Source organism: Lujinxingia vulgaris, from assembly GCF_007997005.1.
Lineage (GTDB): Bacteria > Myxococcota_A > Bradymonadia > Bradymonadales > Bradymonadaceae > Lujinxingia.
Map to the genome: position 1 here is coordinate 343,462 of NZ_VOSL01000054.1, position 12,908 is coordinate 356,369.

Sequence of the window (12,908 nt, forward strand, 5' to 3'; positions counted from 1 at the left end):
CCCCCTGGCCGTGCGATGTGCTCGCGTTTTGATCATCTCATCTCCTGGCTCTGCTCTTGGGCGTCCTGACAAAAAAGGTGGTCAGCACACACATCATCTTCGGTGCCTGCCTTGCCATCTCGCCCGGCACTAAAGATCTCAAACTCACGCTCACCCTTAATGCGGTAGATGTAGGGATTACCCCAGGGGTCGGGGAAAATGTTTTTGGTCAGCGGCGCCGCTCCTTGCGTCAGCTCGTCGAGCTCGTTGGGCAGGCGGTTCGGTGAGCTCGTCAGGTAGAAGGTGTTCACCAGCTGCCTGAGCTGCCTAATCTCGCGATACGCGTCGCGTTCAGGAGGTCTGGAGCATGTCGCGCCAAACACAAACACACCGGCGAAGCCCAGGAAGACAGCCGTGATGAAGCCGACCACCATCATGGTCGGCACCGGCACCATCCCACGCGCCGACGTCACGCCAGCCAGCGCCCGAACCACCTCACCCTCTCGGTGTCTCGTGTTCATGATGATGCTCCCTGCGGTGACCTGATGCGTGAAACCTACGTGGCGAGCGACCTCAAAACTTACTCCGCGCGCACGTCATCTTCGGTGCCTTCGCTGCCGTCGGGACCCACGCTGAAGATCTCAAAGTCGCGGTTGCCGCTCTTCACGTACACGTAGGGGTTGCCCCACGGGTCGTTGGAGACCTCTTTGGTCAGCGGTGCCGCGCCCTGGGTCAGCTCGTTGAGCTCGTTGGGCAGACGGTTCGGCGAAGTCGTCAGGTAGAAGGTGTTGACCAGCTGGCTGAGCTGCTGGATCTCAATGGTCGCCTCGCGCTCGTTGGCACGGTCGATCGCGCCGAACACGAACACGCCGACCACACCCATGATCGAAGCCATGATCGTGATCACGATCATGATCTCCACCAGCGTCATACCCCGGGCCGACTTGATGCTGGCCGCGGCTCGAACCATCTCTTCACGTCGCTTCATCATCTTCATGGTCTTGCTCCTCGTCCTGTGAGAGCGCGTCCCTTGTGCGACGCGCGGGTTGTGCAACTTCGTTGCCTTGCTTGAACTCGTTGCGACCGGGCAGCTGCCCGGCCGGCTTCACATCACCGTCTGATTGAGCTTGAGAATCGGCATCATCACGGCAAACACGATCACCGCCACCGCCACACCCAGCCCCACGATCATGATCGGCTCCAGAATCTTGGTCATCGCCTGAATGCGAATATCAGTCTGCTGGGTGTAGCTGATCGCCACATTCTCCAGCATCTCTTCGAGCTGACCGGAGGCCTCGCCGACCGCGATCATATGCGTGACCAGCGGCGGAAACTCCCCGGAGCGCTTCAAGGGCTGCGCGATGCTCTCACCCTCACGGATGTTCACCCGCGCATCTTCAATCACCTCGACCAGGCGGGTGTTCCCCAGAATGTTTTTGACGATGTCCATCGCCGTCAAAAGAGGCACCCCGCTGGCCAGCAGCGTGGCCAGCGTGCTGGCAAAACGCGAGATGGCGATCATCCGCACCAGCGGCCCGACCACGGGCGTCTTCAAGATAAAGCGATCCCACTGACGGGTGCCCTTCTCGGTGCGCTTCCACTGCACAAACCCCACCACCACCCCGATCATGAGCGGAAAGACGATAAACCAGTACCCGCTCAAGATGTTGCTGATCCCGATGAGCACCGAAGTGATCCAGGGCAGCGCCGCGCCCTGGTCCTCGAAGATCGCGGTGACCTTGGGGATCACGAAGGTAAAGATCAGCCCCAGCACCACGATCCCCACCACCATCATCAACACCGGGTAGATCATCGCCCCGATGACTTTGCCCCGAAGCTCGATCTGCGCGTCGAGGAAGTCCGTCAGCCGGCCGAGCACCATATCCAGGTTACCCGAGCTCTCCCCGGCCTTGACCATGTTGATGTAGAGGTTGCTGAAATGTTTGGGGTGATCGCTCAGCGCGTTGGCCAGGCTTGAGCCCTCGTTGACCTTGCGGCGCACATCGCTGAGCGTGCGCTTGAGCTCCTCCTTCTCGGCCTGGTCGGTCAGCGCGTTAAGCGCCTCCACCAGCGGAATGCCCGCGCGAATCAGGGTGGCCATCTGACGGGTGAGCACGGCGATGTCGCTGAGCGTCACCCGCTCCAGCATCTTGCGAAGATCCACATCGCCGCTGCCGCCGGCCGACCTGGAGCCTTTGCCCTCGAAGACCTCCGTCACAAAGATCCCCCGCGACACCAGCGCCTGTCGGAGCGCGTTCTGGCTCTCGGCGTCGAGGATCCCCTTGACCGTCTTCCCGGCCTTGTTCAGCCCTTTGTATTCGTAAACCGGCATGTTCGTATGCCTCTGAAACCGTCTAGTCGCTTAACTCGCGTCGTCTCACATCGTGGCCGCGGCCTTGTAGGTGCACACACCTCCCTGACCGCATTGCGGCTCATGGGGGTCAGGCGTCCACAAAGTCTTCCTGGGTCACGCGCATCACCTCTTCGATCGTGGTGCTGCCCGCGAGAATCTTCAGCGCGCCGTCATCGCGAAGGCTGCGCATGCCCTGGCGGCCCGCTTCCTTCTTGATCGTGCCAGCGTCGGCGCGGTTCATCACCAGCCGGCGCACCTCATCTTCCACGCGCATGATCTCGTAGATGCCCATCCGGCCCTTGTAGCCCAGGCCCAGGCAGTTGGGGCACTCGCTGTCTTCGCCCGGCTTAAAGAGATGCCCGCCGGTACGCTCGGCCACCACCGACGGCGTCAGCCCCACCTCGGCCAGCTCTTCGGCCGTAGGCTGGTAGGCCACCTTGCACTCCCCGCAGAGCCGGCGCACAAGGCGCTGGGCCAGCGAGCAAATCACCGTCGAGCTCACCAGAAAGGGCTCCACACCCATGTCCGTCAGGCGCGTAAACGCACCGGCCGCGTCGTTGGTGTGCAGGGTCGAGAAGACCAGGTGACCGGTCAGGGACGCCTGAATCGCCATCTCCGCGGTCTCCACGTCACGGATCTCACCGACCATGATCACGTCCGGATCGTGGCGAAGGTAGCTGCGCAGTCCGGCCGCAAAGGTCAGCTGAATCTTCGGGTTGACCTGCATCTGACTGATTCCCTCGAGCTGGTACTCGACCGGGTCTTCAATCGTCAGGATGTTCTTATCCGGGCTGTTGATCTCGCTGAGCGCGCTGTAGAGCGTCGTCGTCTTACCGCTACCGGTCGGACCGGTGACCAGGATGATGCCGTGCGGGCGAAAGATCAGCCGCATCATGTCGCGCAGGTGATCTTCGGCCATGCCGATGTCGCGCAGGTTCAAGAGCACCGCCGATTTATCGAGAAGACGCATCGTGATGCGCTCCCCGTGCACCGCCGGTGCCGTGGCCACACGAATGTCGATGTCTTTGCCGGCCATCTTAATGCGGATGCGACCATCCTGCGGCAGCCGCTTCTCGGCGATGTTGAGCCCGGCCATGATCTTGATGCGCGTGATGATCGAGGAGTGAAAACGTTTGGGCGGGCTGGCCACCTCTTTGAGCACCCCGTCGATGCGAAAACGCACCGTGATCTCTTTGTCGCCGGCCTCAATATGAATATCGCTGGCGCGCTCGCGCACCGACTGCACAAAGAGGCTGTTCACAAAACGAATGACCGGCGCCTCATCATCATCGCCTGCGTCGAGCAGGTCGTTGATGTCCAGGCTGGCCTCTTCGGCGTGCGGGTTCTCGGCCTCATCGAGCTCATCGAGGCCCGCCCCAAGCTGACGGCTTTTGCGGTCAAAGGCCTTGTTGATTGCCTCCTGCAACGCCGTGGTGGGCACCACCACCGGCAAGGCTTCCATTCCGGTCAGGAAGCGCACCTCGTCGAGCACCTCCACCGCCAGGGGATCATCGGTGGCCACCAGCACATGCCCACGGCGCACATCAAAGGGAAGCACCCCGTGATCGCGCGCCCACCCCAGCTGCAGTCGCTCCAACAACATCAGGTCGATGGCGTCGGCCTCGATCTTCGGCTCGTAGGGGTAGTCCAGCTGGCGCGAGAGGGCCAGCGCCACATCCTCGTCGCTGACGAGCTCCAGCTCGCGCAGCACCTCGCCAATGCGACCGCCCTTCTCGGCCTGCATCTTCAGGCCGCGCTGCAGCCCGGCGGGCTCCAGCTTGCCCAGCTGCATCAAGATCTCGCCAAGTGGCTGACGGTTATACATGCCTTACTCCTGGCCCGCGGGCTGCTCAGCGGCGGGCGTCTCACCGCCCTCGACCGGTGCCTCACCGCCCTCGGCAGGCACCTCACTTCCTTCGGCCGGCGCGGCGCTCTCGGCCTCCGATCCGCCCAGAATGCGGAAGCGCGGCCCCTGGTCCTCAAACTGCTCCAGCACCTGCTGGCGGGCTTCCTCTTCGGTCACGGCGCTATCGAGTCGCCGACGCATCCGCTCCACAAGCCCGCTCTTTTTCTGGTAGTTGACCGTCGCCATGTACGCCATGTCGCGGTTGGCAAAGAGGCGCATCAGCTCGCGGCGCTCTTCCATCTTGCGCTCGTAGATCTTCTGCATGTCCTCTTCACCCTCGATGATGTAGGGCGTGAGCATCAGCACGAGATTCTGCTTCGAGGTCAGTACGCTGGTGTTGCGGAAGAGCAGCCCCACCACCGGGATATCGCCCAGGAAGGGGACCTTGTTGATCGTCTCGTTCTCGACGTCCCGCATCAGCCCGCCAATGACGATCGTGGTCTGGTCGCGCACCAGCACCGTGGTGCTGATGTTTCGTCGGGTACGAATCGGCGTGGTCGACGGAAGACTGCCGGCCCCTTTGATGTCGCTGACCTCCTGATTGACCTCCAGGCGCACGTAGTCGCTTTCATTGATCTGCGGCACGATGCGCAGCATGATCCCGATGTCTTCGTAATCGAGCTGAGGTCCCAGCAGTCCGCCGCCGAGCAGACCGCTCACACCACCCAGACCGCCCAGACCGCCGAGCGCGCTGCTCACGTTGGTGTTACCAGCACCCGCCACGCCGCCAAGGCCAAGCAGGCTCCCCAGCCCGCCACCGGTTCCCAGCGAGCGCTGAATGGGAATGCGCTCACCCACTTCGATCTCAGCCTCTTCGTTGTCCATCGTCAGAATCGACGGGGTCGAGAGCACGTTGACCGACTGATCGGTCTGACTGGCCTGCAAAAGAAGCGCAAACGCCGGCAACGAAATCGAGGTACCCGGCACGGTCAGAAAGGGTCCCAGAAGACCCAGGCTCGCCCCCGGTCCCCCCTCCGTCAGTCCGGTCAGACCGCCGAAGTTGCTCTGCCCGAGCCCGAAACCCTGCGTGCTCTCAATCGCCCCGGAAGCCAGCGCATCGTCGGGGATCAAAAAGTCCAGATCCCGGGTGAGGCCGCTGGTCGCCCCCACCTCAAGCTGACGGTCAACATCGACGCCGATTTCCATGATCACCGCCTCGACGTAAACCTGGCGGCGCGGCGCATCGAGCTGCTCGATCACCCGCTCCAGCGCCACGTAGTCGCGCGGCGAAGCCACCACCACCAGCGCGTTGGTCGGCTGGTAGGCCGTGATCTGAACCTCGCCCTGCAAGATTGAGCCAACCGTGGCGGCATCCGCCGCCGGCTGGCGCTGCGACTGGCCGCCCCGCTGGTTTTGCTGCGACTGCACGCCGCTGGCCAGCTGGCTCAACGTCTGCGCGAGCTCTTCGGCGCTGGCGTACTCCAGAAACTTCACGTGCACCTGACCGCCCACCGCGGTGGGCACATCCAGGATCTCGATCATCTCGCGGATACGCTGAAAGGAGCGCTCATTGGAGACGATGATCAGCTGATTGGTGCGCTCATCGGCGATGATCTCGGTGATCTGCACATCGAGCGTGCCGCTCTCGGCGGCGGCGGACTCCTCGGTGTTCTGATTGGCCGCTGCGCGGCGAGCACGTGCCGCGGCGCGACGTTGGGCGGCCGTCTGCGGCTGCGCGCTTGCGCCGCCACCATCTTCGCTGTCGAAGATCTCTTTGAGCCGCTCCGAGACCTCCGTCGCGTCGGCATGCAGCACCCGGTACACATAGAGGTTGGAGGCGCCCTCGCCCTGGTCGAGGCGCTCCACCAGCGACTGAATCCGGCGCAGGTTGGAGGCGTTCTCGGTGATGATCAGGCTCGACCCGTAGGGCACCACCGTCGCGCTCGAAGAGAGGAAGTTGGTGATCACCTCCTGAACCTCGCTGACCTCAGCTCGCTCCACCGGCACGATCGCGGTGACCATGCGCGCCTCATTGGGGATCACATCGCCCCCCTCGTAGGCGCGCTGTGGCTCGGAGATCGCCGCCCCGCTCTCCACGATCTTCAGGAAGTTGCCCATCGGCACCACCGTCAGACCGTTCATATTCAGCGCCGCCAGAAACGCGCGGTAGCCCTCGGCCAGCGTGATCTCCTCGGGCGCCATAATCGTGATCGTTTTGTTGGCCTGCAGGCTGTCGGCGATGATGAAGTTGATGTTCATCGCCCCCGAGAAGAACTTGACCACGTCTTCGAGGCTCGACTGACGAAAATCGATCGTGACCCGCGTGTTCCGCGGCGTGCGACGCGCCCGAAAGCCCGGATCGAAGTTCGGCGGCAGGTTGAACTGCTCCTGCCAGCTCGGCTCTTCGCGCTGCCCCTGAGACTGATCCTGCTGCCCCTGGGCGGGTCGGGCCTGGCCGGTCTGCTCACGCGAGCCGCGCTCCAGCACCGCCGGCTCATCGGAGCTGGCCGCCCCCTGGGCAAAAGCCTGCGGCGCCATCGCCAGCACCAGCGCTCCGGCGATCATCCCAACCATCGCGCGGCGTCGCCCGCCGCTTCTGCTCGTGTTTACTGCCTGGTTCACGGTCATCTCTTGCTTGTGAAGGTTCAAAACGTTCAATCGCATGATTATCTCATTCAGCCCGCGCGCCTTACGGCGCGTTAACGAGCACTGATGTCAGCGCGTCAGAAGCCCTGTCGGCCTCATTCAATGGTGTATTCCATCTTCTCGGTACGCCCGCGTCGCTCGATCTCAATGACCACGTTGTTCTCGCTGCGCAACTTCTCGAGCAGCTCCAACGCCTGACGCTGGTTGGTGATCGCCGTGCCGTTGACCGACTGGATGATGTCGCCGCTGCGAATCCCCATCTGCGAGTAGAAGCTGCTCGGGGTGACCCCGACCATCCGCAATCCGCTGGGCTCCCCGTCACGGTAATTGGGCATCACGCGCGCCTGGCGGGTCAGCGCCGCCGGGTCCGAAAGCTGACGCTCCACCATCGAGCGGTCGACCTTAAAGGAGTTGGGCCCCTGGCGCTCCACGCCGCTGGCCGCGTTGGTCGGCTCGGCCTTCAGCGCCGCGTTCTGACCGACGGTGGGGCTGCGCATCGCGGTGGGATTGCGCGAGGAGCTCACCGCGGCCCGCGACGCATCGGCGGCGGGGTCGCCGGTGGTCGCGCCTTCCATCCGAATAAACTCGAGCTGTCCGTTGCGCTCCACGAAGACGCGATCGCGGCGAATCTCCACAACTTCTGCGCCCTCGGCGATCACGTCGCCGACGCCCACCATCATCGTGCTGTTCTGGCCCTCGGCTTTGATCAACGCCATCGACCAGCGCGGGTTGCTCGCCACCATCACCCCGCTCAGGGTCATGTTGAGCTCGCTGGCCACCGGCACATCATCGCCCATCTCACCGCCCTCGGAGGCCGGCACGCACTGGCCCGCCTCACAGACCTCTCCCTCCGCACATCCATCCGGGCATACGTTAGGGTCGACGACCTCCGGGCAGCCAAAAAGGCAGCGCTCGGTGATGTCCGCCTTCCAGCTCTGGCCGCGGTCGGGGCGCTCGCTCTGACGCTCGCTCTGCTGGCGCATCGCCTCGTAGTTCGGCGCCTCCGGCACCGTGAAGGGTGCCAGCTGGCTGGCCACAAAACCGTTGACCATCAGCGCCGACAACAGCGACCCCACCCCGAGCAACCCCAGGTTGATGACGCTCTGATATTTTCGAAAAAACGCTTCCATAACTCTCGTCTCATCGCGGCAGGTGCGCGCAGCTCTAACGCGCCCTCAGGCATCGGTGCAAGGGCGCCACAGGAGGACTCTGCAAAAACTACGCCAGAACGGGCACGGCGCGCTTCACACATCCTCCCCAACACCGGCTCACCCTTTATTTATGCGATCTTTTTAAACATTCTCATTCTCTATTTTTTTCAAGCCCGACGTCTCCACCGGGCCCCGCCGGGCGCCAGAATTGACATTTTGTCAATCGCTTCCAGATCCCGCCTGGCGCGCTGACATTTTGTCAATCTCGCCCCTCTCGCGCTCATAATTTGCGATAAATCGTCCGCGTGGCGATGCCCAGAAGTTTTGCGGCGAGTTTCTTGTCGCCCTGGGTCATCTTCAGAGTCTCGTGCAGCACCCGTTTCTCGATCTCTTCGAGCGAGGTCCCCAGCGGGATGGTGATGTGCCGCGACTCGGCCTGGCGCTCCACAAGCTGTGTCGGAAGATCATCGACATCGATCTTCTCGTCGCGATCGAGCACGACGGCGCGCTCGACCACGTTCTCCAGCTCCCGCACGTTGCCCGGCCAGTGGTAGGCCTCCATCGCCTGCAGTGCCTCGGCAGTAAACCCGGCGATCTGGCGACGGTTCTTCTCGTTGTAGCGCCTCAGAAAATGCTCGCTGAGCAGCGGCACATCTTCAATGCGATGACGAAGCGGCGGGATTTTGATGTCGATGACATTAAGTCGGTAGTAGAGATCTTCACGGAAGGTGCCCTCGCGCAGCTCCGCCTCCAGATCTTTATGCGTCGCCGCCACCACTCGCACATCGACCCGGGTGGGCGTGTTGGAGCCCAGGCGCTCAAAGGCCCCCTCCTGGAGCACCCTCAGGAGCTTGACCTGCACCTGCGGTGAGAGTTCCCCGATCTCATCGAGAAAGAGCGTGCCGCCATCGGCCGCTTCAAATCGCCCGATCTTACGCTGCGTGGCACCGGTAAACGCGCCCTTCTCATAGCCGAAGAGCTCGCTCTCCAGGATCGACTCCGGCAACGCCGCGCAGTTGATGGCCACAAAGGGCTTGTCGGCGCGCTGGCTCAACCTCCCGATCATCCGCGCGAAGAGCTCCTTGCCGGTGCCGCTCTCCCCGGTGATGAGCACGGTCGCATCGCTGGGCGCGACCTGGCGTACCCGGTCGACGGCCTCGCGCATCAGCGCGGCCTGCCCCACCACGCTGCGCTCCTCCTCCAGATCGGCCAGGCGCGCTTTGAGCTCGCGGTTCTCCTCCACCAGCGCCTGCCGCTCCAGGGCCTGTCGCACCGCCTTTAAGATCGTGGCGCGCTTGATAGGCTTGGGCACAAAATCATACGCCCCCTCCTTCATGCCCTGCACCGCGCGCTCCACCGTGCCAAAGGCCGTCATCAGGATGACCTCCGCCTGGGGCTGCAGCGCCTGCACCAGCTTGAGCAGATCCATCCCGTCGATGTCGGGCATCATCAGGTCGGTGAGCACAAGCTCAAAGCGCTGCTCGCGCAAGAGATCCAGCGCCTGTTGCCCCCCTGTGGCCGTGGCTACCTGGTAGCCCTCTTTTAAAAAAAGGCGCTCCAGAGTTTTTAGGTGGGCGACCTCATCGTCGACCAGCAAGAGGCGCGCTTGATGTGCGTCCATCGTCTCTCCCGAAGGGGCAGTGTTCATCGATTCGTGCTCGCGCGCACTCAACCGGCAGCCGCCCCTGCTCCATTCCCACCGCCCCGCCCGGCGGGCCGGCCACAGATCCGAGCTCAAAGCGGCGCCTTCTAACGTGAACGCGCGTTGAAAGGGAAGGCAAACTTCGATAGAAATTCGGGCGCGTTATCTCTCACCAGGCTCGGTTATGGCGAAGGTCCTCTATCGCGACACGCGTGGCATTCAGCGCACGCTGGTCCTCGACAACATCACGCGAATTGGTCGCCACCCCGAGCAGGACATCCAGATCCTGGATCGGGTGGTCTCCAAAGAGCACGCCATCATTGAGCGCAACATCGAGGGCCACTTCGTGGTGCGCGACGGCGGCAGCCGCAACGGCACCTACCTCAACGGTCAGCTCTTAGAGGCGCCGCAGCTGCTCACCCACAACGACACGATCAGCGTCGGCGCCACCGACATCGTCTTTCACGAAGACCCCACCGATCACCGCTCCCGCAACAAGGTGACGATTCATAGCGATGATCTGGAGAGCCACGTCCGCAACCGCATCGCCCAGGATCCCCAGGCTAACTTCCTGCCCGAGAGCCAGATCGTCGACCCCAAAGCGCTGCGCCAGGACTACGAGAAGTTGCGCATCGCCCATGAGCTCGGCCAGTCCATCGGCGTGGAGACCGACCTGGACATCTTGCTCGAGAAGATCCTGGAGAAAGCCTTTGAGATCTTCCCGGCCGACCACGGCGTGATCCTGCTGCGTCTGGAAGGCACCGACCGTCTGGTGCCGATGGTCGTGCGCGGCCGCAATGAAGACGTCAACGTGGGCGATGTGCGCATCTCGCGCACCATTCTCAATGAGGTCATCGAAGAGAAGCAGGCCGTACTCTCCTCCGACGCCATGATGGACAGCCGCTTCTCCGGCGCCCACTCGATCATCCTGGGCAACATCCGCTCCACGATGAGCGTGCCCCTCTTGCTCGACGATCGCATCCTGGGCGTCATCCATCTGGACTCGAAGGTGGCCAGCGGCGCGTTCACCGAAAAAGACCTGGAGATCTTGAGTGGTTTTGCGCGCCAGGCCGCCGTGCTCATCGAGCACCACCGCCTCATCAAGCAAATGGAGAGCGAGATCGTCGCCCGCGAGAAGCTCCACCGCCTGCTCTCCCCCCAGCTCGTCGAGGAGGTCGTCAGCGGCCGCCTGGAGCTTAAAAAGGGCGGCGAGCTACGCCGCGCCACGGTAATGTTCGCCGACATCCGCAACTTCACCGCCTACAGCGAGCGCCACGATCCCCAACATATCGTCGAGCTGCTCAACGAGTATTTTGAGCTGATGGTCGACGTGATCTTCAAATACGAGGGCACCCTCGACAAGTTCATCGGCGACGAGATCATGGCGGTCTGGGGCGCGCCGATCTCCCACCCCGACGACACCGAGCGCGCGGTGCGCTGCGCACTCGAGATGCAGCAGGCGCTGCAGAGCTTTAACGCGCGCCGCCAGGAGGGCGACGGCAACACCCTCTCCATCGGCATCGGCCTCAACACAGGCCAGGTCGTCGCCGGTTATATGGGCTCGACCAAGAGCATGGACTACACGGTGATGGGCGATGTGGTGAACACCGCCAGCCGCATCTGCTCCTCGGCCGGCCCCGGGGAGGTGGTGGTGGGGCCGCTGACCTTCGGCGATGTCGCGCCGATGGTGGTCAGCGAGAAGCTCCCGCCGACGCGGCTCAAAGGCAAGAGCGAGCACGTCGATCTCTACCGCCTGCGCGGTCTTCGCAACCGTCCCATCCACCCCACACTGCGCAACATGACCTGAGCCCCAGGTCCTGTGCGGGGGCCCCCTGTGGGCGGTTGGCCCGCGCGCAGCCCTGGGCTATACTCCGCTCGTCTTTCCTCCAGATAACCCTCTAGCGCGACGCGTGGCCCCCTTCATGGCGCAACCCAGATATCAAGTCATCGAGCGCATCGACGCCGGCGGTATGGCCGAGGTCTTCAAGGCCAACTCCACCAGCCTGCAGGGCTTTGAAAAGCTCGTCGCCATCAAGCGCATCCTGCCCAACCTCACGCAGAACGAGCGCTTCGTGCGCATGTTCCTCGATGAGGCCAAGGTCAGCCTGCACCTTAACCACACCAACTGCGTGCAGGTCTTTGACCTGGGGATCGCCGACGGCACCTACTTCATCGTCATGGAGTTCGTCGACGGCACCAACCTCAAGAAGCTCATTGAGGTGCTGGCCCGTCAGGGCCAGGGCATCAGCGTGGCCCAGGCCGTCTTTATGGCCATCGAGATCTGCAAAGGGCTGACGCACGCCCACGAAAAGGGTGACCAGCAGGGCCGCCCCCTGGGCATTGTGCACCGCGACATCAGCCCCCCCAACGTGCTGATCTCGCGCGCCGGCGAGGTCAAGATCACCGACTTCGGCCTGGCCAAAGCCAAGAGCCAGGCCGAGATCACCGATCCGGGCGTGGTCAAAGGCAAGTTCGGCTACCTCTCGCCAGAGGCCGCCCACGGGGAGGAGGTCGACGCTCGCACCGACATCTTCGCCCTGGGCATCCTCCTGTGGGAGATGCTCGCCGGGCGCCGTCTCTTTTTGGGTGAGTCGGATTACGGCACGCTGCAGCTGGTGCGAAAGGCCAAGATCCCCTCGATCCGCGAGATTCGCCCGGATGTGCCCCGCGAGCTGGAGGTCGTGCTGGGCCGCGCGCTGGCCCGCGATCCTCAGAAGCGCATTCAGACCGCCGAGGAGCTCGCCTACCAGCTGGCCGAGTTCCTCTTCGCCTATGGCGAGGTGGTCACGAGCTACGATCTGGCCGACCTGGTGGGTGCGGTCATCGAGAAGCGTCCCAAGCGCGCGCGCACCGTGCAGGATATGGCCGTCGATATGGCCATTCAGCAGCAGCTCAACCAGCTTAAGAGCCTGGAGCAGATCCAGGACCTCGACCTCTACCTCACCCAGCACTACGACGCGCTGCCCGACCAGGGGGAAGCCTCCCAGCCGGGCACGGCGGGCGACTTTGAGGATCCGCGGATGTGGGCCGACCTGGGCTTTGGCAGCGATACGAGCGTTGGGGAGGTGGCCGCGCCGCCTGCCGAGCAGGCCCCCGGCCAGCCGGACTCCTGGCAGGAGGCGGGCCTGGCCGACCTGGGCCGCTCCACCTCAGCGATGCAGGCGATCAAGGGACCGGGCAACTCCAAGAAGGACAACGCCCGCCGTGGAGGTCCACCGACCATCCCCGGGGCGGCCCGCAGCCCGGTGGCAGGCGGAGCGCCGGCGGCCACCCCCGCCGCCGCGCCCTCCG

General features: G+C 63.6%; 9 protein-coding genes. 2 read left to right on the plus strand and 7 right to left on the minus strand.

Annotated features, from left to right (window positions below; translation table 11 throughout):
* Positions 1 to 32: 32 nt before the first annotated feature.
* The 7 genes from FRC96_RS13875 to FRC96_RS13905 form a co-directional block, all read right to left on the minus strand.
* A complete protein-coding gene (locus FRC96_RS13875) occupies positions 33 to 473 on the minus strand; it encodes a type II secretion system protein GspG (RefSeq protein WP_230470249.1) in 441 nt (146 codons plus the stop codon).
* Between the two features lie 86 nt (positions 474 to 559).
* The gene (locus FRC96_RS13880) at positions 560 to 976 is read right to left on the minus strand and encodes a type II secretion system protein GspG (RefSeq protein WP_146975179.1); all 417 of its coding nucleotides are present in this window, start codon (positions 974 to 976) and stop codon (positions 560 to 562) included.
* Positions 977 to 1,084: 108 nt separating this feature from the next.
* A complete protein-coding gene (gene gspF, locus FRC96_RS13885) occupies positions 1,085 to 2,311 on the minus strand; it encodes a type II secretion system inner membrane protein GspF (RefSeq protein WP_146975180.1) in 1,227 nt (408 codons plus the stop codon).
* A 109-nt stretch (positions 2,312 to 2,420) separates the two neighbouring features.
* Positions 2,421 to 4,157 carry a type II secretion system ATPase GspE gene (gene gspE / locus FRC96_RS13890; RefSeq protein ID WP_146975182.1) on the minus strand — a complete coding sequence of 579 codons (1,737 nt, stop codon included), beginning with the start codon at positions 4,155 to 4,157 and terminating at the stop codon, positions 2,421 to 2,423.
* Between the two features lie 3 nt (positions 4,158 to 4,160).
* A complete protein-coding gene (gspD, locus tag FRC96_RS13895; protein ID WP_230470250.1) occupies positions 4,161 to 6,752 on the minus strand; it encodes a type II secretion system secretin GspD in 2,592 nt (863 codons plus the stop codon).
* A gap of 167 nt (positions 6,753 to 6,919) precedes the next feature.
* Positions 6,920 to 7,954 (minus strand): type II secretion system protein GspC, encoded by a 1,035-nt coding sequence (gene gspC, locus FRC96_RS13900; protein WP_146975185.1) that lies wholly within the window; start codon positions 7,952 to 7,954, stop codon positions 6,920 to 6,922.
* A gap of 301 nt (positions 7,955 to 8,255) precedes the next feature.
* Positions 8,256 to 9,596, minus strand: coding sequence for a sigma-54-dependent transcriptional regulator (locus tag FRC96_RS13905; RefSeq protein WP_230470251.1), 1,341 nt, complete (start codon positions 9,594 to 9,596; stop codon positions 8,256 to 8,258).
* Positions 9,597 to 9,801: 205 nt separating this feature from the next.
* On the opposite strand from FRC96_RS13905, the gene FRC96_RS13910 reads away from it, so the two are divergent.
* Together FRC96_RS13910 and FRC96_RS13915 are read left to right on the plus strand one after the other, a co-directional pair.
* Entirely contained in the window at positions 9,802 to 11,424 is a 1,623-nt protein-coding gene (locus tag FRC96_RS13910) for an adenylate/guanylate cyclase domain-containing protein (protein WP_146975187.1), read from the plus strand.
* A gap of 115 nt (positions 11,425 to 11,539) precedes the next feature.
* Positions 11,540 to 12,908 (plus strand): serine/threonine-protein kinase (locus tag FRC96_RS13915; RefSeq protein ID WP_146975189.1); only part of this gene is annotated, 1,369 nt, incomplete at its 3' end.

Coding starts and splice junctions, on each gene's coding strand:
- FRC96_RS13880 (WP_146975179.1), bottom strand. CDS start 976: ATGAAGATGATGAAGCGACGTGAAGAGATGGTTCGAGCCGCGGCCAGC.
- gspF (WP_146975180.1), bottom strand. CDS start 2,311: ATGCCGGTTTACGAATACAAAGGGCTGAACAAGGCCGGGAAGACGGTC.
- gspE (WP_146975182.1), bottom strand. CDS start 4,157: ATGTATAACCGTCAGCCACTTGGCGAGATCTTGATGCAGCTGGGCAAG.
- gspD (WP_230470250.1), bottom strand. CDS start 6,752: ATGGTTGGGATGATCGCCGGAGCGCTGGTGCTGGCGATGGCGCCGCAG.
- gspC (WP_146975185.1), bottom strand. CDS start 7,954: ATGGAAGCGTTTTTTCGAAAATATCAGAGCGTCATCAACCTGGGGTTG.
- FRC96_RS13905 (WP_230470251.1), bottom strand. CDS start 9,596: ATGGACGCACATCAAGCGCGCCTCTTGCTGGTCGACGATGAGGTCGCC.
- FRC96_RS13910 (WP_146975187.1), top strand. CDS start 9,802: ATGGCGAAGGTCCTCTATCGCGACACGCGTGGCATTCAGCGCACGCTG.